The organism is Nocardioides sp. URHA0020, from assembly GCF_000620705.1.
In the GTDB taxonomy this organism is placed as follows: Bacteria; Actinomycetota; Actinomycetes; order Propionibacteriales; family Nocardioidaceae; genus Nocardioides.
This window is the reverse complement of record NZ_KK211168.1, coordinates 47,947-66,412: the sequence shown is the minus strand read 5'-3', so window position 1 is coordinate 66,412 and position 18,466 is coordinate 47,947. Positions and strand designations below refer to the sequence as shown.

Below are 18,466 nucleotides of genomic sequence, written 5' to 3'. Positions count from 1 at the left end.
CAGCTCATGCCTCTCGCCCGAAGGAATGAAGCACCGCGCCTTCATTCCGCCGCCCGTTGGACGCCTCGGTCGACGCACGTGGGACCGACACACAATGGTCGGGTGGTCCCCCAGCCGTCTCGAGTGGTGCTCGATGTCGACACGGGCATCGACGACGCGCTGGCCCTTCTCTACGCCGCCGCCGAGACGCGCCTGGATCTGGTGGGTGTCACCACGGTCGTCGGCAACGTCCCAGTCGAGGTCGCCGCGCGCAACTCCGCGGCCGTCCTTGCGGTCGCTCGCGCATCGCAGGTCCCGGTGGTGGTGGGAGCGCGGCGCACCGTTGGTGGATCCGGTCACCGCAGAGGGACGACGAACCACGGAAGCGGCGGTCTCGGCGGGGTGGCGCTGCCATCTCCCCCCGAAGGAGCGGTCCAGGACCACGACCCGCTGGATCTCGTCACCCTGCTGTCGCGCGCGAGCCCCGTCGTGATCGCTGCCTGTGCTCCGCTCACCAATGTCGCTCGCTACCTCTCCCTGGCCGGCGTCGAGCAGGTCGTCATGGTCGGCGGCGAGCTGGCAGCCGCACCGGAGCCGGAGTTCAACGCTGCCCACGACGCCGTGTCGACCGCGCAGGTGCTCTCCGCGGAGACGGCGCTCACCGTCTACACCGCCGACGTGTTCGAGACCATTGCCGTCCCTCCCCCGCTGGTCGCCCGGCTGCGGGGCTCGCGCGACGCGGCAGCCCGACTGGCGGGCGAGCTGCTGGCCGTCCGGCGTCGTCACCTCCTCGGAGACGCTGGCGCCCTGGTACTCATGGCACGTCCGGACCTGTTCGACGTCCAGCTCAAGCACATGGCCCTGGTCGGAGACCAGCTCGTGCCACACCCGTCCACAGATGTCGGACGCGAGGTCAACGTCGTGGTCGCCGCCGACGTGTCTGCGGTGATCGACGCCTTCATCTCTGCCCTGGACGACTCGGTCATCACCCGACCCGACTGACACCGCACGGCGCGTCGTATCACCGCCTGTGGTTGCCCACCGGGGGTCATCCAGGCCAGGCAGGTTGATGCCTAGCGGGTCGCCCGATTGGCGAGCATGATTCATTGGCATGCCAGACCTGCCCCGGCTCCGCTCGTTGATCACCGCTTTCCAGGTCTCGGCGGCTGTGCACGTGGCCGCCGACCTGGGCCTCTCCGACCTGCTGGCCCAGGGCCCGCGGACGCTCTCGGACCTGGCCGGCGCGACCGCTACCCATGAGGCAACCCTGGGGCGTCTGCTGCATGCCTTGTCCACCGTCGGGCTCTACGAGGAACGGTCGGACGGCACCTATGCCACGACCGACCTGGGTGAGGGCCTCCGCTCCGACATCCCCGAGACGTTGCGTCCCCTCGCCAGGACCGTGGGTACGCCGACTCACTGGGGCGCCTGGCAGCAGCTCGGGCACAGCGTGCGCACCGGCGAGAACGCCTTCGAGGCCGCACACGGGGTGGACGTATGGACTCACCGCGCCGACCATCCGGTCGAGAACGAGATCTTCAACGACCAGATGGCCTCGCGGACCGCGGCGGTCGCCACGGCGGTCGCGGAGGCCTACGACTTCAGCGGCCTGTCGAGCATCGTTGACGTGGGCGGCGGGCGGGGAGTCTTGCTCGAAGCCGTCCTCAGCCGCCACCCGCACCTCGTGGGGACGGTCTTCGACCTGCCACAAGCAGTCGCCACCGAGCCGATCAGCGCGGCCCTGGCGCCTCGGTGGTCGTCGATGAGCGGGAGCTTCTTCGAGGAGGTCCCCGACTCCGATGCCTACCTGCTGAAGTCGATCCTCCACGACTGGCCGGACGACCGCTGCGTCGCCATCCTTCGTACCCTGCGCCGGGGACTCCGCGACGATGGCGTCGTCCTCCTGGTGGAGATGGTGCTGGACCGTCCGGGCTACGAGCGGGCGGCGGCCTTCTCCGACCTCAACATGCTGGTCATGCCCGGCGGTCGCGAGCGCACCCAGGACGAGTACGCCGCCCTGTTCGACGCGGGGGGCCTCAGGCTCACCCGCGTCGTCGACACCGACACGCACGTGTCGGTCATCGAAGCCCGGGCTGCCGGCTGACTGCTGGGGCGGCGGGCAGCGACAGACCGAGAGCGGCGGTGTCCGTCAGCGATGGGCAGCTGCGGTGAGCGGTGTGCATGCTGGCGACCGCCGCTGAAGTTCCCGTACTCGGCCAGGACGTCACCGCGATCCTCGAGGATCGGAGCCACCGCCAGTAGCGACCGCTCCTCGCTGCGCCGAGCAGGAAGATCAACTGCAGCCCGATCCGAACAATGCGAGCTTCGCCCGAGACCAGAGTGGCCACCCGGCGGCCCGACACGCGGCGCTAGCGCTCAGACCAAGGTGAATCTACTGCCGAACAGTGCCTTGGCCTGCTTCGGATGGACGTTTCCGTCGGCATTCGCAGACCCAGGTTGGAGGTGCCGCTTCTGCAGCTGCCACTTGATGACCTCCGCACGGGTGCGGTCCAGGTAGTTGCCGGTCACGGGCAACTCGGCACCGCCTTCGAGGTGAATCCCGTTCAGGCGGTGCTGAAGCCTTCGCACGCTGTCCGAGTCCATGGTTCCGAACACGAGATCCGCCATCACGACGCTGCCCGTAGCGAGCCGGCTGGGTTGCGCGCGACCGTATACGAGGCTGGGCGGATAGATCGTGATGCCGTTCGAGGCCAGGCCGTTCGGAGCCTTCGTGTCGTTCGCGAGGCTGCGCAGGTAGTCGAACGGGGCGAGGTGGTCGTGGCCCTCCAGGACGGAGATGTGGAGGTGGGGCCCGGTCGAGTGGCCGTTGTGACCGCTCAACGCGATCTGCTCGCCCGCCCTCACCTCGTCTCCTTCCTTGACCGAGAAGTGCGGGGACACGTGCAGATAGACGACGGTCGCCGGCTTGTTCCGGTACCGAACCGCCTGAAGGATGAAGTTGGGCGGGTCGCCGGACTTCCCGGCCTTCCCCGGCGCCATGTTGGGGATGTTGTCGACAGTCCTCAGTATTCGTCCTCCGCGAACGGCGAATACCGGGGTGCCGATGTCAACGCCGTAGTCGAAGCCAGCATGGATGTTTCCGCTGCGGTACAACCAGCCAGCGGTCCGGTTCAGGTTCTTCTTGGGCAAGGGCAGAGCCATACTCCGGTCTACATCCGACCAGGCCGGCAGCGACATGGCCCAACCGTGCCAGATCCTCCTGGGTGGAATTGATGATCTGACCTCGTGGTTGGGGGTGGTCAGCGACGCAGGTCGAGGACCGCCTGAGCGAACTCCTCCGGTGCCTCTCGCGGCAGGTCGTGCCCCGCATCGACCAGACGGTAGTCAGCGAGCGACGGGAAGTGCGGCTCGTGCGCGTCGCGGGACTGGGCCGGCGTCACGGTGTCGTGCTCGCCGTCCAGGACGATCGTCGGCACCGAGATGAGGGGTTGCTCGGCGATGCGGTGCTCGGTGTCGTCGTACGCCGGGTCGCCATCGACGAGGCCGTATCGGTGGCGGTAGGAGTGCACGACCACGTCAACGAAGTCGGGGTTGTCAAAGGACGCCCGTGTCGACTCGAACTCGTCCTCGCTGAACGTCCAGGTCGGCGACCACTCCTGCCACAGCAGGCGGGCGAGCTCTGCGCGATGCTCGCTGAGCCCCGTACGGCCACGCTCACTGTGGAGGTAGTACTGGTACCAGTTCCTGCGTTCCAGGTGCGGTCGCGACGGTTCCCTACTGCTCGCGATGTCCTGCAACAGGTACCCATTGCCAGTCACCAGCCCCGACACTCGATCCGGCCACAATGCAGCCACCACGCAGGCAGCGCGGCCACCCCAGTCGTAGCCGGCCACGATCGGGCCTTCCAGCCCCAGCGAGCTGATCAGTTCCAGGAGGTCGTGGGCGATGGCGGCCTGTTGACCCGAACGCATCGTCGTCGCATCGACGAACCGGGTTCCGCCGTATCCCCGGAGCGAGGGCACCACCACGTCCGCTCCGGCATCAGCCAGCAGAGGCACGACCCGACCGAAGCTGTGAGCGTCGTACGGGAAGCCGTGAAGAAGGACCACGGGGAACCCGTCGGAGCCGCCGCTGCGCCTGATCTCGACATCGAGCACACCCGCTCGCACGGTGGTGGGTCTGGTGGACACGGGCGAGGGGTACCCCGCCAGGAACAGGCGACACCTCGCCCCTCTACGGACTCACCCGACTCGGGTGAACCGGGCTGCGGTCTCAACCGCGACGGTGGAGGTCTCCCCCGAGTCCGTGGCGATGAAGCTCGTCTCCGACTCCTGGGAGGCGAGCGCGGCAGCACAGGCCCCTCGGCGCAACGCGCGCGGACGGCCGCTGCGGATGACAAGGAGCGTCACATGCCGGACCGGCCGAACATCTTGATCATCTGGGGCGACGACATCGGCGTCAGCAACCTCAGCTGCTACAGCGACGGGATGATGGGGTACCGGACCCCCAACATCGACCGCGTCGCCGCCGAGGGCGTCAGGTTCACCGACTACTACGGCGAGCAGAGCTGTACGGCGGGCCGTGCGGCGTTCATCACCGGACAGAACCCCTATCGCACCGGCCTGACGAAGGTCGGCATGCCCGGCGCGGACATCGGGCTCCGCGCCGAGGATCCGACGATCGCCACCGCGCTCAAGTCGCTTGGCTACACGACGGGACAGTTCGGCAAGAACCACTTCGGCGACCGTGACGAGTTCCTCCCGACCGCGCACGGCTTCGACGAGTTCTTCGGCAACCTCTATCACCTCAACGCGGAGGAGGAGCCGGAGCTGTACGACTACCCCGACGAGGCGGAGTTCCCGAACTTCCGTAAGAACTTCGGACCCCGGGGCGTCATTCACTCGTGGGCCGAGGGCGACGGCGCCCAGCGCATCGAGGACACCGGTCCGCTCACCAAGGAGCGGATGAAGACGATCGACGACGAGGTCGTCCCTGAGGCGCTCCGGTTCATGACGGACGCCCACGAGAGTGACACGCCGTTCTTCGTGTGGCTCAACACCACCCACATGCACTTCCGCACGCACGTCAAGGACGGCAGCCGCGGCAAGGCCGGTCGCTGGCAGTCTGCGTACCACGACACGATGGTCGACCACGACCAGCTGGTCGGGTCGGTGCTCGACTACCTCGACGAGCACGGACTGGCCGACAACACGATCGTCATGTACTCGACCGACAACGGCCCGCACATGAACACCTGGCCGGATGCCGGCATGACGCCCTTCCGGAACGAGAAGAACTCCAACTGGGAGGGCGCCTACCGCGTCCCCGCGATGGTGCGATGGCCCGGACACGTCCCGGCCGGCGAGGTCCGCAACGGGATCGTCAGCCACAACGACTGGTTCGTGACGCTGCTCGCCGCAGCCGGCGACACTGACGTCGCCGATCGCCTCAAGCAGGGCACGGAGCTGGCTGGTACGACGTACAAGGTCCACCTGGATGGCCACAACCAGCTCGACTACCTCACCGGTGTCACAGATGCGAGTCCGCGTCAGCACTTCTTCTACGTCTCCGACGACGGCGACCTGACCGCGCTGCGCTACGACAACTGGAAGTTCGTCTTCCTCGAGCAGCGCGCGACCGGGACGCTCCAGATCTGGGCCGAGCCGTTCACCGAGCTCCGCTTTCCCAAGCTCTTCAACCTGAGGACCGACCCGTACGAGCGGGCCGACATCACGTCGAACACCTACTACGACTGGGTGATGGACCACGTCTGGGCCTTCATCCCTGCGCAGGCCTACGTCGCCCGCATGCTCGAGACCCTGCGCGAGTTCCCGCCGCGCCAGGAGCCGGCGAGCTTCAACGTCGAGAAGGTCTTGGAGAAGCTCAAGGCCGGTGTCGCGAGCAACTGACGTGCGCATCGACCTGCCAGGTGGCACCTTCACCATGGGCTCCGATGCCCACTACCCCGAGGAGGCGCCGACCCACCGCGTGCGCGTCGACGCCTTCTCGATCGACGCGACCACGGTCACCAACGCCGAGTTCGCGGTGTTCGTGGAGGCGACGGGCTACGTCACGATCGCGGAGCGCGATCTCGACCCGGTGGACTTCCCGGACGCGCCCCCCGAGAATCTGCAGCCGGGCTCGATGGTCTTCGTACCCACCCGCGGCCCGGTCGACCTGCGCCACCTCAGCCAGTGGTGGCGCTGGAAGCCCGGAGCCAGCTGGCAGCACCCCCAGGGCCCGAAGAGCTCGATCGACCATCGGCTCGACCACCCCGTCGTGCACGTCGCCTACGAGGATGCGACGTCGTACGCCGCGTGGGCCAGCGCGGACCTCCCCACCGAGGCCGAGTGGGAGTACGCCGCCCGCGGCGGCTTGGAGGGCGCCACGTACACCTGGGGGGACGAGGCACGCCCTCGCGGCGCCATCATGGCCAACACCTGGGACGGTCCGGACTTCCCGTGGCGCAGCAGCGGCGAGAGCAGCTTCCTGCGGACGGCGCCGGTCGGCAGCTTCCCCGCCAACGGCTACGGGCTCTTCGACATGGCTGGCAACGTGTGGGAGTGGACCGACGACTGGTGGACCGAGGGCCATCCCGAGGACGTCGACAAGCCCTGCTGCATCCCGAGCAACCCTCGCCCCGGCGGTCTCGAGCAGAGCTTCGACACCGCGCAGCCGCAGTTCAAAGTCGCCCGCAAGGTGGTCAAGGGCGGCTCGCACCTGTGCGCCGACTCCTACTGTCTCCGCTACCGCCCCGCCGCTCGGCGGCCACAGATGATCGACACCGGCACCAGCCATCAGGGCTTCCGCTGTGTCCGCCGCAGGCGCGCCGAGGAGCAGCCGTCATGATGGATGAGGTGCTGCCTTCGTGGCGTTCCGGTGCGACCCGCGACGCGGTCGTCGCCTTCCTGGACGCGGCCCGGACGGTGCCGATCGAGCAGCGAGTGGCCTGCTTCGACAACGACGGCACCCTGTGGTGTGAACGGCCGACATACGCCCAGCTCGACTTCTTCGTCGACGCCCTCACGTCCGCGGTCCACGCAGACCCGCGTCTCTCGGCGACGCCAGAGTTCGCGGCCCTGCTGAGCGGTGACCGGGCATCGATCGGGGAGATCGGCCTGGAGCGGATCGCGTTGGCCCTCACCGGGCTGTTCCAGGGAGTCGCCCCCGAGGAGTTCACCGCCCGGGTCCGGGAGTTCATGTCGCGCGCACGACACCCGAGCCTCGGCAGAGCTGTGCGCAACAGCACCTACGCTCCGATGCTGGAGCTCATCGCAGAGCTGCGCAGGCTCGACTTCTCCGTCTTCATCGTCACCGGCGGGGGCACCGAGTTCGTTCGCGCTATCAGCCAGGACCTGTACGGCGTACCGCCCGAGGCCGTCGTCGGAAGCCTGATCGACTACGACTTCGTGGCGGCGCAGGCGGACTCCGCTCCGACGCTGGTCCGGAGCAACCGACTGGTCGGAGCCGCCAACGAGGGTGCCGTGAAGGTCACCCACATCCAGACCCAGCTGGGCCGGCGCCCGATCCTGGCGGCCGGGAACTCCGGCGGGGACCGGGAGATGCTGGAGTGGGCGGCCGGGGCAGGCGAGACCACGCTCGCGCTGCTCGTCGACCACGATGACCCGATCCGCGAGTTCGCCTACGTCAGCACCGCGGAGACCCTCGACGAAGCCGAGCCCATCGCCGACGTCGGCGCGCGGCTCGGCTGGACCGTCGTCAGCATGGCCGAGGACTGGGACGCGGTGTTCGCCTGACCCGGCGGGACAGCTGAGGAGCCCTACTCGGAGAAGAATCCGTCGACGAGGTCCTGTCGGACCTGGTCGACCGGGTGCCCGTCGACGACCATCGGTCCGCGCCAGGGCCCCGTGATGGCGAAGAGCAGGGCGAGACTCAGCCCGACGACACAAGCGAGCCCCACGGTGAGGACGGCCGCGCGGAGGGTGCTGCGAAAGGTCAGGGCACCCGCGTTGAAGACCAGCGCCATTCCAGCGGCCACCAACGTGAGGACGTACAGAGCGGGGATCTCCCGCGACGAGGCAGCGATCCTGGCCCGACGCGTGCTGGTGACGGCGTCCAGCGAGGCCAGGAGCTCGGTGCTCGCCGGCGTGCCGAGCTCAGGACGCGCGGCTTCGGCGCGCACCAGCCGCTCCAGCCGAGCGAGTGCGAGACCGGTCGCCCGGTCGTCGCCCTCCCTGGCGGCCGCACCGTCCCACTCACCTGCACGTGTCGCCTCCAGGTAGTCCTGCAGCGCCGACCGGATCGGCTCGGAGTCGATGCCCGGGCTCGTGGAGGCCCAAGCCAACCGTGAGGCCGCCGACGCCTCGTCGCTGACCAGCCCTTCGGCCGCACGCAGGTAGCCGGCCTCGCTGGCGAGCGTGAGTGCGGCGAAGATCGCGAACGCGGCGCCCAGTGCGGGCATCAGCGGCGGTGCGATCTGCTGCACCTCCTCGTGCGCCCCGCTCGGCACCAAGGCACGGATGCCGACGCGACCGCCGGCGGCGACCAGCAGGGCAAGGCCGAGCCAGCCCGCGACGAGGACCGCCGCCGGGAGTGAGCTCAGCCAGGACACAGGCCGCGCCTACTTCGCGTTCCCACGTGCGTCGCACGGAAGAGCGAGGTCCGCACCGGTGGCCGCGAGCTCCTCGTCGATCACCTGCAGTGCGCGCTCCATCGCCACCGGCTTCAGCCCGCCTGGACCGTCATGGAAAGGGTCGTCGAGGAGGTTGAGAAGCAGCATCATCGACGTCAGGACCGCGATCACCGTCCCCATCAGGAGTGCTTGGACGACCGCGCGCTCGCCGGAGTCGGCGAAGAAGAGCATGTAGAGGAAGATCAGGCCCGAGGTGAAGAACAGCACCAGCCACAGCGGGGTCGGGATCACCCCGACGGCTCCGTGGATCCGGTCGTTGCGCGCCGCCTCCCGATCCTGACGCTGGCTCAACCAGATGTCGTACGCCGACTCCTCGGACGGCGTCTTCGGCTCGACGGTCTGCAGTGTCCGAAACATCTGGGCCGCCCACGGGTTGAGCTCCTCACCGAGTGTCCCGGCCTCCATCCGGTCCCACTGCACCCCCGCCACCGACCGGGCGTAGCAGACCAACTGGCCGGTGAGCTGCTCCTTCGCCGGCGACGGGAGCAGCTGGGCGGTCTCCACCTGCTGAGCGACGATGAGCGCCTCCGTCTCGGCCCCCGTACGAGCGGCGTCGTAGCTCGCGAACGCCAGGAAGACGACGAAACCCAGCAGCACCGCGAATCCGGTAGCCAGCACCCCGAAGACGCCGGCAGCGCGATCGCCGTCGTTGAAGTAGCCGCCGTCGGGCGCGCGACGGCGTACGAGCAGCATCGCGGCCACCGCGGCCGAGACCGCTGCGACCACGATCGCGGCGCCGATGAGGAGGTTCATCCGCTGCTCCGGAACGAACCGCTGCGGACCGTGCTCGACATGTGCGCTCCGTTTCGACTCGACGGTCCGACAGCTCCGACCATCGCAGGACTGCACTGCCCCCTGCCTCCCCCGACACGGGTGAGGACGGCGCGAGGCTGCCGCCGCTGTCCTCACAGCAAGGCGCTCCCGACCGGCAGCGTCCGAAAGGTGGCGCTCGTGATCTCACCCGAACCGGGTGGTCCGGCGCCACCCGTACGGCGGGAACCTGAAACGCTGCCCCACCCCGAGGAGATGCGATGACGGACGTTGACCGCTCGTTCGATGCAGGTGCCGCGCTGTTCGGCAACCGCTTCCTGATCGACGAAGTGCCGACCCGGGAGTTCCCCGAGCACGGCATGACCGCGACGGACGCGCTGCGACTGGTGGGCGAGGACATCGCCCTCGAAGGCGACCCGGCGCGCAATCTCGCGACGTTCGTCACGACCTGGATGGAGCCCGAGGCGCAGAAGATCATCGCCACGAACCTGCACCGCAACTTCATCGACCACGCCGAGTACCCGCGCACGGCCGAGGTCGAGCAGCGCTGCATCCGGATGCTCGCCGACCTCTTCCACGCCCCAGGCGAGACCACGGGCGCGCGCACCCAGGGTTCGTCGGAGGCCATCATGCTGGGCAGCCTCTCCCTGAAGTGGAACTGGCGGAAGCGACGGGAGGCAGCCGGTGCCTCGACGGCGAACCCGAACCTGATCTTCGGCGGTGACGTCCACGTCGTGTGGGAGAAGTTCTGCCGCTACTTCGACGTCGAGCCGCGCATCGTGCCGTTGCGGCCCGGCAAGTACACGATCGGACCCGAGGACGTCGAGCCGCACGTCGACGAGAACACCATCGGTGTTGCCGCCGTGCTCGGCACCACCTTCACCGGCCACCGCGACGACATCGTGGGCATCAACGACCTCCTCGTCCGGATCAAGGCCGAGCGCGGTCTCGATGTGCCGCTGCACGTCGACGGCGCCAGCGGCGGCTTCGTGTGGCCCTTCCTCTACCCGGACTCGAAGTGGGACTTCCGGCTCGAGCAGGTGCGCTCGATCAACGTCTCGGGCCACAAGTTCGGACTCGTCTACCCCGGGGTCGGGTGGCTGATCTTCCGGGAGACCGCAGACCTGGCGCGTGACCTGGTCTTCGAGGAGAACTACCTCGGCAAGACCGACGCCACCTTCACCCTCAACTTCTCCACCGGCTCGGCGATGGTGCTCGCCCAGTACTACAACCTGATCCGCTACGGCCGCGAGGGCTACACCTACATCATGCGCAACATGCAGCAGAACGCCGAGCTGCTCGCCGACAAGCTGGAGGCCATGGGTCAGTTCGAGGTGATCGGTCGCCACGACGAACAGCTCCCCCTGGTGGCGTTCAAGCTCAACGGCGACTACCCGTACGACGAGTTCGACATCGCCTGGCAGCTCTCCGCCGAGCGCGGCTGGATGGTCCCGGCCTACACCCTGCCGCCGGACGCTGAGGACGTGACGATCATGCGTGCTCTCGTCAAGGAGACCATGAGCCGCGAGCACGTGGACACGCTCGCCCGCGACATCGAGCAGGCTTGCGCGACCCTGCAGGCGAAGGGCGGTGCGCACGAGTCGGAGCGCAGGAAGGTCGTCCTCGGGCCCGGCTTCTGACGAGCGCGGCGATGTCCGACCTGCCCATCCGGCTACCCGAAGGGGCCACGGACGTCGTCACCGACGGACCCGCCCCGTTCGTCACCGGGGTGCGGTACCGGGGCCCGGACGGCGTGCTGGTCCGCTGGGAGGCGCGCGCGAGCCGACGGGTCGCTCCGGCGCACGGCCGGGGGCTCACCTGGTGGATCGGACTTCTCTTCGCGATCGGCGCGACGGCATTCGTGGTCGGCCCGATCCCCGCCTACACCCACGCGGTGGGAGCGCGGGCGGACGCGCTCACCTACTTCGTCGGCTCGCTCTTCTTCACCGCCGGCGGCTACCTGACCTACCTCCAGGTGGTCCGCGCCTCCGGGCGCCGGTGGTTCGGCTGGTTGCCGCGCGCCCTGGGGTTCTGGGCTGCGACGGTGCAGCTGGTGGGCACCCTCTACTTCAACGTGACGACGTTCGCCGGCCTGCTCGACCTGCCCGCGGACCTCGACGAGCGCGTCGTGTGGCGACCCGACGCCATCGGGTCGGTGTGCTTCCTGGTCGCCTCCGCGATCGCGTTCGCCGAAGCCGGTCACCGGTGGTGGTCGTGGCGGCCGGGACACCTCGACTGGCACATCACCGCCCTCAACATGTGGGGCTCGATCTTCTTCGGCCTGTCAGCCATCGGCGCTCACATCGGCCCGGACGGCTCGCTGACCAGCGTGCAGCTCGCCAACGGCGGCACCTTCGCCGGCGCGCTCTGCTTCCTCGTCGGCGCGGTGCTGACGATGTCGGAAGGCCGCGCGGCCAGTTCCGGAGCGGACCCGGGTCCGGTCGCGCCACCACGACCGAGGCGTTGAGCGCGGTCGCGGAGGGCCGGTTCACCCGACTTGGGTGATTGCCTCCCCCGTCATCGTCCCTAGCGTGGAGGCGCCCCGGCCGACAAGTCCTCGGTTGCCGGACCCCGACCTCACGCAGGTCGACGGCCGGCAGCTGTCGAGCAGGAAGTAGCCGTCCATGAGTGCCTCGTTCCCCACGCTGCCGCGCCAAGACGTGCTGCCGTTCCCGGCGACCCCGTCGGCCTCGACGGCGGGACGCACGATGCAGGAGTCGACGTACGAGCGCCGGGTCCAGGAGCGACGGCTACCGGCCGATGCCCCCAACATCCTGGTCATCCTCATCGACGACGCCGGGCCGGGCCTGCCGGACACGTTCGGCGGAGAGGTCCGCACGGACACGCTGACTCGGATGCGTGATGCGGGCATCAGCTACAACCGATTCCACACCACCGCGATGTGCTCACCGACCCGGGCCTCGCTCCTGACCGGTCGCAACCACCACCGGATCGGCAACGGTCAGATCGCCGAGCTCGCCAACGACTGGGACGGCTACTCGGGGCACATCCCCAGCAGCACGGCGCTGGCCGCCGAAGTGCTCACCGACTACGGCTACTCGACCGCGGCGTTCGGCAAGTGGCACAACACGCCAGCTGAGGAGACCACTCCGTCGGGCCCGTTCCACAACTGGCCGACCGGCAAGGGGTTCGAGTACTTCTACGGCTTCCTCGCCGGTGAGGCGTCGCAGTACGAGCCCAACCTCGTGCGCAACACCACCAGCGTGCTGCCTCCTCAGCGGGCCGACGAGGGCTACCACCTCAGTGAGGACCTCGCCGACGACGCCATCGGCTGGCTGCGTCGGCACCAGTCCTTCGAGCAGGACAAGCCGTTCTTCATGTACTGGGCCAGCGGCTGCCTGCACGGTCCGCACCACATCATGAAGGAGTGGGCCGACAAGTACGCCGGGGCGTTCGACGACGGCTGGGACGCCTACCGCGAGCGCGTCTTCGCGCGGGCCAAGGAGTCGGGTTGGATCCCACAGGACGCCGCACTGACGCCGCGTGACCCGCGGCTGCCTGCCTGGGACGACATCCCGGAGGACGAGCGCCCGTTCCAGCGCCGCCTCATGGAGGTCGCCGCCGGCTTCGCCGAGCACGTCGACGTCCAGGTCGGGCGACTCGTCGACGAGCTCGAGCGACTTGGCTACGGCGATGACACGCTGATCTTCTACATCTGGGGGGACAACGGCTCCTCCGGAGAGGGCCAGAACGGCACCATCAGCGAGCTCCTGGCCCAGAACGGCATCCCCACCACCGTCGACATGCACATCAAGGCCCTCGACGAGCTGGGCGGACTGGACGCGCTCGGCTCCCCGAAGACCGACAACCAGTACCACGCAGGCTGGGCATGGGCCGGCAGCACGCCGTACAAGGGGATGAAGCTGCTCGCCTCGCACCTGGGCGGGACCCGCAACCCCATGGTGGTGCGCTGGCCCGACCGCATCACACCCCAGACCCGACCTCGCACCCAGTTCCACCACTGCAACGACCTGGTGCCCACCATCTACGAGGTCCTCGGCATCACGCCACCGCGCGTGGTCCGCGGTGTCGAGCAGCAGCCACTGGACGGAGTCAGCCTGGCGTACACCTTCGACGATCCCGACGCCGCGGGACGACTTCACACCCAGTACTTCGAGATCATGGGAAGCCGGTCCATCTACCACGACGGATGGATGGCATCCGCCTTCGGACCTCGAGCACCGTGGGTGCCCGGTCTCCCCGAAGGCATCCTGGACTGGACACCGGACCAGGACGTGTGGGAGCTCTACAACCTCGACGAGGACTGGACCCAGGCCCACGACCTCGCAGCCGAGGAGCCCGAGAGGCTGGCGCAGCTGAAGGAGACCTTCGCGATCGAGGCGGCCCGCAACAGTGTCTACCCCATCGGTGGCGGGCTCTGGGTCCCGGTGTTCCACCCAGAGATGCGGATCTCCACGCCGTACCGGGAATGGACCTTCACCGGTGACATCGTGCGGATGCCGGAGTTCTGCGCACCAGCCCTGGGCAACCGGGCCAACTCCGTCGTCATCGACGCCGACCTGCCGGCCGGCGCCAGCGGCGTGCTCTACGCACTCGGCGGGGCCGGCGGCGGCCTGACCTGCTACCTCGACGACGGCTATCTCTGCTACGAGTACAACTGCTTCATCCTGATGCGCACCAAGCTGCGATCCGCCCGACCTCTGCCTGCCGGCCACACCAAGATCGAAGTGCGGACCGTGTACGCCGAGGCCCGTCCCGGCGGACCGCTGGACATCACACTCCTGACCGATGGAGAGGTCGTCGCGTCCGGACAGGTTCCCGTCAGCGCCCCGCTGCTGTTCTCCGCCAACGACTGCCTCGACATCGGCACCTGCCTCGGCGGTCCCGTCTCCCTGGACTACTACGACCGAGCCCCGTTCCCGTTCAACGGCACGATCGAACAGGTTGAAGTGCGGTACACACACTGACAACCCGGCTCCCCGAACTGCCCCAACCCGAGACACCCGGCTCGCGACGCCAGGTCCGGGACGCGGGAGTGCTCGTACGGCGCTTCTCCCGCAGCATCAACGTCGATGGAGACTGCTCTGCCGGCTACGGTGCCGCCCGACATGCGTCACCGGAGCGGTGACCCGGGCCGACGCAGTCATCCTTCCGTCATCGATGCGGGCCCCGCGCGCGCGATGTGGCCTCCGGTGTGGCGACGGCGAGCAGAACGAGACCGAGGACCAGTCCCAGGAATCCCAGTTGCCCGACGCCGACGAGGACGAGGATGGTGACGACCACGAGAGCGGGCACCCGGCGCAGGTCACGGGGGTCGCTCATACGGCTGGCAACGAGGAGCCCGACCAGCGCCCCCAGCGTTGCGAGCAGGCACAGCGGCCCGAGGTGGGAGCGCAGCAAGGCTGCCGCCACGAGGACGGTCGCGAGGACGAGGGCGGTCAGTTGGCGCATGGTCCGACCCCCGAGCACGACCGGCTCAGGACGCTGTCGACGATCGAGATCTCCCAGCACATCCTTGGCGCCTACTGCTGAACTGGCGGATTGTCACCGGTTGCTCAGTGGTCCGCTCCGGATAGGTACCCTCCGCGTGACTTCCAAGCCCCACCCGAACGGGGGGCGGACCGGTCGCGCAGTCAGCGCCAACGCGCGTGGATCACGACCTGCGCCAGGAACGCTCACGGCCCTACGCAACCCGAGTCTTCACCAGCTCGCCCGGATCCAGGCAAGCTCCTCGGCCGAGGGTCGACGGTTGAAGCGCATGTTCGCCGTGGTCGGGGCAACCGAGTACGACGGCGCGCCCCTACTCGCAAAGGAGGATCACATGCGAGCGACGCTCTGCCACAGACCGGGCAGCGTCCGCGTGGAGGAGAGGGGCCGTCCACCTCACCCGCCCGGCATGCACGGGACCCTGCGGGCCAAGGCTCGGCGAACGGGCGCGTGAGGACCTTGCTGGCAGACATCATGGTGACGGACCCAGCGGGTCTGCTCCCCGCCCGCCAGCAGATGGCGCTGTCCCTCGGGTGGCACATCGTGCTCGCCTGCTTCGGCGTCGCGTTCCCCGCGATGATCTTCGTGATGCACCGGCGCGGCATCGTCCGCGCAGATCCCGTCTCCCTGGGCCTCGCACGGCGCTGGTCGAAGGTCTCAGCAGTCCTGTTCGCCATCGGCGCGGTGTCCGGGACCGTGCTCAGCTTCGAGATGGGGCTGCTCTGGCCCGGGCTCATGGGCCCGTTCGGTGATGTCCTCGGGTTCCCGTTCGCCCTCGAGGGACTCTCGTTCTTCGTCGAGGCCATCTTCCTCGGCATCTACCTCTACGGATGGGATCGGCTGCCCCCGCGGCAACACCTCCTGATGTTGCTGCCGATGGCCACCGCCGGCGTCGTCGGCACGTACTGCGTGATCTCGGTCAACGCCTGGATGAACATGCCGACCGGGTTCCGCATGGTCGACGGCGAGGTGACCGATGTCGACCCGTGGGCCGTGCTCCTCAACTCCGGCGCTCTCCTTCAGTTCGCGCACATGTGGGTCGGTGCGTTCATGGTCGTCGGATTCGTCGTCGCGGCGGTCTACGCCGCCGGCATGCTGCGCGGACGCCGCGACGAGCACCACCGCCTCGGGTTCACGGTGCCGTTCGTGTTCGCGACCGTCGCCGCGTTGCTGCAACCTGTCATCGGCCACGTGCTCGGCATCCGGCTGGGCCAGACCCAACCGTCGAAGCTGGCCGCGTTCGAGCTCGCCACCACCACCGAGCAACCCGCACCGTTGCGCCTCGGCGGACTGCTCATCGACGGCCAGCCACGGTGGTTCGTCGAGATCCCGCAATGGGGCTCGTTCATCGCACGAGGGTCGTTCGACAAGCCCGTACGTGGCCTCGACACCTTCCCGGCTGCGGATCAACCGCCGGTGAACATCACCCATGTCGCGTTCCAGTCGATGATCGGCATCGGATCTCTGCTGGCGCTCGGTGTTGTCGTGTTCTGGGTGGCCCGGTGGCGCGGTCGCGACCTGAGCGGCAACCGTTGGTTCCTCCGTTGCGTTGTCGTCGCAGGTCCCCTTGCCGTCCTCGCACTCGAGTGCGGGTGGATCGCGACAGAGGTCGGCCGGCAGCCGTGGACGGTCTGGCAGGTGCTCCGCACCACGGAGGCCGCCACCGACAACCCCGGCCTGTGGTGGAGCTTCGCCGGCGCCTGCCTCCTCTACGTCGGCATGACCGTCGGAGCCGGGGTGGTGCTGCGGTCGATGGCGCGCCGGTGGCGCGCGGGTGAGGAGGACCTACCCAGCCCGTACGGACCGCAGAGGCAGGACGCATGACGCTTCCTGTGCTGGCCGCGGCCGCGCTGTTCGCCGGAGTGCTGGCCTACGGGCTCTTCGGTGGCGCCGACTTCGGGTCCGGATTCTTCGACCTGACCGCTGGTGGCAGCACCCGAGGCGGCGAGCTCCGCACCCTCGTCGACCACAGCATCGGTCCAGTGTGGGAGGCCAACCACGTCTGGCTCATCTACGTCCTCGTCACCTGGTGGACCGCTTTTCCCACCACGTTCGCCGCGGCGACTGAGACCCTGTTCGTGCCGTTCCTGCTGGCGCTGGTGGGCATCGTGCTTCGAGGTGCTGCGTTCGCATTCCGCAAGTACTCCGGCACCCTGGCGCAGGCGCGCCTGTTCGGTGCCGTCTTCGCCGGGTCGTCGCTCATGGCGCCGTTCTTCTTCGGAACCATCGCTGGCGCCATCGCCTCGGGGCGCGTGCCTGCTGACGGCGACGGTGACCTGTGGTCGTCGTGGACGAGCCCGACCTCGCTCTTCGGTGGAGTCATCGCCATCGGGACCTGCTCGTTCCTCGCCGGCGTCTTTCTCGTCGCGGACGCCGAGCGCGCCGGCCACCGCGATCTCGCGAGCGGCTTGCGCCGCCGAACCCTCACGGTCGGTGTGGTCACCGGTGCAGTCGTCTTCGTCGCACTGGTGCCGATCATCCACGACGCCACCACCCTGAGCGAGGGCCTCACCGGCCGCGCCGCGCCGCTCATCCTGGCCTCCGGTCTCACCGGCGCCGCAACCTTGGTGCTCCTCGCTCGCCGGCGTTTCCCGGCCGCACGCCTGACCGCCGTGGTCGCGGTCGCCACCGTGCTCCTCGGGTGGGGAGTCGCGCAGTACCCCTGGATGCTCGTCGATGAGGTCACGATCGACCAGGGCGCCGGGGCCGACGCGACGCTGGTCGCGATCCTCGTCGCGGTCGCCCTGGCGATCGTCCTCGTGCTTCCCGCCCTCGGCTACCTCTTTCGCCTGACGCAGTCGGAGAGATGGACGCACGACTAGAAGCGCCGCGTCGTGACGTGCTGTGCGACCGAGCCGACGATCTCCGTTGCCGCGAGGTCCCAGGGATTTCCGGGGCCTGTACGCCAGTGTTCGCCGAACCATCTCGTCGCTGGCAGGCCCTCAGTGACCCTCCGCAAAGTAGCCGGGCACCAGGTGGTCAAGGTCGAGCGTCGCTGGCGGCCGATCCGCAAGGACACTGGCTATGAAGGGCCGGAGCGGCAACCCCGCAGGGAGCCAGGCGGCGGATGCGCGACTGTTTGCACGTCCTCAGCCGGTCGAGCCGGGTGCCTTGCCGGCGGACGCCCCAGAGCGCTCGTTGGCGGCCTCGTCGTGGCGGATCTCCCTGAAGTTGAAGTAGGAGTACACGACGGTGGCTCCGGCTATCAACCCGGAGAGGATGAGGGTCGCGCCGGTGCCCCAACCGCCGAGGAGCCACCACCGGTCGGCCACGGGCCACCACCCGGGCGCGTGGGGTCGCACCCCCCACACGATGCCGAGGGCGATCAGGGCAGTGACACCGATGGCCGACACGAGCAGACGCGACCACGTCGCCACACTGTCGGCCGCGGTGCGCAGAGCCGCCTTCTTGACTGGCGACAGGCGTCGCTCGGCCCAGCTGTACTGCGTCGACAGCAGTGCCATCCCAGCGAAGAGCGCGAGCAGGCCGGGGCCCGGCAGCACGAGTGCGGCGATGCCGATGAGGACCAGCAGCCAACCTGCGATCTGGACAGCGACGCCCTTCGCGGCGTCCCGGCCCCGAGATGTGGCCATGTGAAGCTCCTCCCCTGCCGGACCTGTGGCCCGCGATCGT

At 68.8% G+C, this 18,466-nt stretch carries 16 protein-coding genes; 10 read left to right on the top strand and 6 right to left on the bottom strand.

Annotation, left to right across the window (positions count from 1 at the left end):
* The first annotated feature begins 102 nt into the window (after positions 1 to 102).
* A complete protein-coding gene (locus N542_RS24640) occupies positions 103 to 981 on the top strand; it encodes a nucleoside hydrolase (protein ID WP_197025950.1) in 879 nt (292 codons plus the stop codon).
* Positions 982 to 1,090: 109 nt separating this feature from the next.
* Positions 1,091 to 2,083: a methyltransferase gene (locus N542_RS0112050; protein ID WP_028644125.1), complete on the top strand. Its 993-nt coding sequence runs from the start codon at positions 1,091 to 1,093 to the stop codon at positions 2,081 to 2,083.
* Positions 2,084 to 2,355: 272 nt separating this feature from the next.
* Here the strand turns inward: N542_RS0112050 and N542_RS26660 are convergent, their stop codons facing one another.
* Entirely contained in the window at positions 2,356 to 3,177 is an 822-nt protein-coding gene (locus N542_RS26660; RefSeq protein WP_028644124.1) for a M23 family metallopeptidase, read from the bottom strand.
* A gap of 62 nt (positions 3,178 to 3,239) precedes the next feature.
* Complete coding sequence (locus N542_RS0112040) at positions 3,240 to 4,130, bottom strand: alpha/beta fold hydrolase (RefSeq protein WP_028644123.1); 891 nt, start codon at positions 4,128 to 4,130, stop codon at positions 3,240 to 3,242.
* A 219-nt stretch (positions 4,131 to 4,349) separates the two neighbouring features.
* Between N542_RS0112040 and N542_RS0112030 the strand changes: the two genes are divergently transcribed.
* The 3 genes from N542_RS0112030 to N542_RS0112020 are packed head-to-tail and all read left to right on the top strand — an operon-like array spanning position 4,350 to position 7,697.
* Positions 4,350 to 5,849, top strand: a complete 1,500-nt coding sequence (locus tag N542_RS0112030; protein ID WP_028644122.1) for an arylsulfatase — start codon at positions 4,350 to 4,352, stop codon at positions 5,847 to 5,849.
* Position 5,850: 1 nt separating this feature from the next.
* Positions 5,851 to 6,789 carry a formylglycine-generating enzyme family protein gene (locus N542_RS0112025; protein ID WP_028644121.1) on the top strand — a complete coding sequence of 313 codons (939 nt, stop codon included), beginning with the start codon at positions 5,851 to 5,853 and terminating at the stop codon, positions 6,787 to 6,789.
* Positions 6,786 to 7,697: an HAD family hydrolase gene (locus N542_RS0112020; protein ID WP_028644120.1), complete on the top strand. Its 912-nt coding sequence runs from the start codon at positions 6,786 to 6,788 to the stop codon at positions 7,695 to 7,697. Before N542_RS0112025 ends, N542_RS0112020 begins: the two co-directional genes overlap by 4 nt.
* A gap of 23 nt (positions 7,698 to 7,720) precedes the next feature.
* Here N542_RS0112020 and N542_RS24630 read toward each other — a convergent pair whose 3' ends face one another.
* A complete protein-coding gene (locus N542_RS24630; RefSeq protein ID WP_051551682.1) occupies positions 7,721 to 8,512 on the bottom strand; it encodes a bestrophin-like domain in 792 nt (263 codons plus the stop codon).
* Positions 8,513 to 8,521: 9 nt separating this feature from the next.
* Positions 8,522 to 9,346, bottom strand: coding sequence for a bestrophin-like domain (locus N542_RS0112010; protein ID WP_028644119.1), 825 nt, complete (start codon positions 9,344 to 9,346; stop codon positions 8,522 to 8,524).
* A gap of 278 nt (positions 9,347 to 9,624) precedes the next feature.
* On the opposite strand from N542_RS0112010, the gene N542_RS0112005 reads away from it, so the two are divergent.
* The 3 genes from N542_RS0112005 (at position 9,625) to N542_RS0111990 (ending at position 14,313) form a co-directional block, all read left to right on the top strand.
* Positions 9,625 to 11,004 carry a glutamate decarboxylase gene (locus tag N542_RS0112005; RefSeq protein WP_028644118.1) on the top strand — a complete coding sequence of 460 codons (1,380 nt, stop codon included), beginning with the start codon at positions 9,625 to 9,627 and terminating at the stop codon, positions 11,002 to 11,004.
* An 11-nt stretch (positions 11,005 to 11,015) separates the two neighbouring features.
* Positions 11,016 to 11,831 (top strand): YrhK family protein, encoded by an 816-nt coding sequence (locus tag N542_RS0112000; RefSeq protein ID WP_051551680.1) that lies wholly within the window; start codon positions 11,016 to 11,018, stop codon positions 11,829 to 11,831.
* 157 nt (positions 11,832 to 11,988) lie between these two features.
* Positions 11,989 to 14,313 (top strand): arylsulfatase, encoded by a 2,325-nt coding sequence (locus N542_RS0111990; protein WP_028644116.1) that lies wholly within the window; start codon positions 11,989 to 11,991, stop codon positions 14,311 to 14,313.
* 187 nt (positions 14,314 to 14,500) lie between these two features.
* On the opposite strand, the gene N542_RS27535 is transcribed toward N542_RS0111990, so the two are convergent.
* On the bottom strand, positions 14,501 to 14,797 hold the full coding sequence (locus N542_RS27535; protein WP_155993024.1) for a hypothetical protein: 297 nt from the start codon (positions 14,795 to 14,797) through the stop codon (positions 14,501 to 14,503).
* Positions 14,798 to 15,283: 486 nt separating this feature from the next.
* On the opposite strand from N542_RS27535, the gene N542_RS0111980 reads away from it, so the two are divergent.
* On the top strand, positions 15,284 to 16,657 hold the full coding sequence (locus N542_RS0111980) for a cytochrome ubiquinol oxidase subunit I (RefSeq protein ID WP_231482629.1): 1,374 nt from the start codon (positions 15,284 to 15,286) through the stop codon (positions 16,655 to 16,657).
* Positions 16,654 to 17,655, top strand: a complete 1,002-nt coding sequence (locus N542_RS0111975; RefSeq protein ID WP_028644113.1) for a cytochrome d ubiquinol oxidase subunit II — start codon at positions 16,654 to 16,656, stop codon at positions 17,653 to 17,655. The genes N542_RS0111980 and N542_RS0111975 overlap by 4 nt, the downstream gene beginning before the upstream one ends.
* 267 nt (positions 17,656 to 17,922) lie before the next feature.
* On the opposite strand, the gene N542_RS24625 is transcribed toward N542_RS0111975, so the two are convergent.
* Positions 17,923 to 18,426, bottom strand: a complete 504-nt coding sequence (locus N542_RS24625) for a PGPGW domain-containing protein (RefSeq protein ID WP_051551676.1) — start codon at positions 18,424 to 18,426, stop codon at positions 17,923 to 17,925.
* Positions 18,427 to 18,466: the final 40 nt, after the last annotated feature.

What these genes read in the sequence shown, in the direction of transcription:
- N542_RS26660 (WP_028644124.1), bottom strand. Translation starts at nt 3,177, where the DNA reads ATGTCGCTGCCGGCCTGGTCGGATGTAGACCGGAGTATGGCTCTGCCC.
- N542_RS0112030 (WP_028644122.1), top strand. Translation starts at nt 4,350, where the DNA reads ATGCCGGACCGGCCGAACATCTTGATCATCTGGGGCGACGACATCGGC.
- N542_RS0112005 (WP_028644118.1), top strand. Translation starts at nt 9,625, where the DNA reads ATGACGGACGTTGACCGCTCGTTCGATGCAGGTGCCGCGCTGTTCGGC.
- N542_RS0112020 (WP_028644120.1), top strand. Translation starts at nt 6,786, where the DNA reads ATGATGGATGAGGTGCTGCCTTCGTGGCGTTCCGGTGCGACCCGCGAC.
- N542_RS24625 (WP_051551676.1), bottom strand. Translation starts at nt 18,426, where the DNA reads ATGGCCACATCTCGGGGCCGGGACGCCGCGAAGGGCGTCGCTGTCCAG.
- N542_RS0112050 (WP_028644125.1), top strand. Translation starts at nt 1,091, where the DNA reads ATGCCAGACCTGCCCCGGCTCCGCTCGTTGATCACCGCTTTCCAGGTC.
- N542_RS0112010 (WP_028644119.1), bottom strand. Translation starts at nt 9,346, where the DNA reads ATGAACCTCCTCATCGGCGCCGCGATCGTGGTCGCAGCGGTCTCGGCC.
- N542_RS0111975 (WP_028644113.1), top strand. Translation starts at nt 16,654, where the DNA reads ATGACGCTTCCTGTGCTGGCCGCGGCCGCGCTGTTCGCCGGAGTGCTG.
- N542_RS27535 (WP_155993024.1), bottom strand. Translation starts at nt 14,797, where the DNA reads ATGCGCCAACTGACCGCCCTCGTCCTCGCGACCGTCCTCGTGGCGGCA.
- N542_RS0111990 (WP_028644116.1), top strand. Translation starts at nt 11,989, where the DNA reads ATGAGTGCCTCGTTCCCCACGCTGCCGCGCCAAGACGTGCTGCCGTTC.
- N542_RS0112000 (WP_051551680.1), top strand. Translation starts at nt 11,016, where the DNA reads ATGTCCGACCTGCCCATCCGGCTACCCGAAGGGGCCACGGACGTCGTC.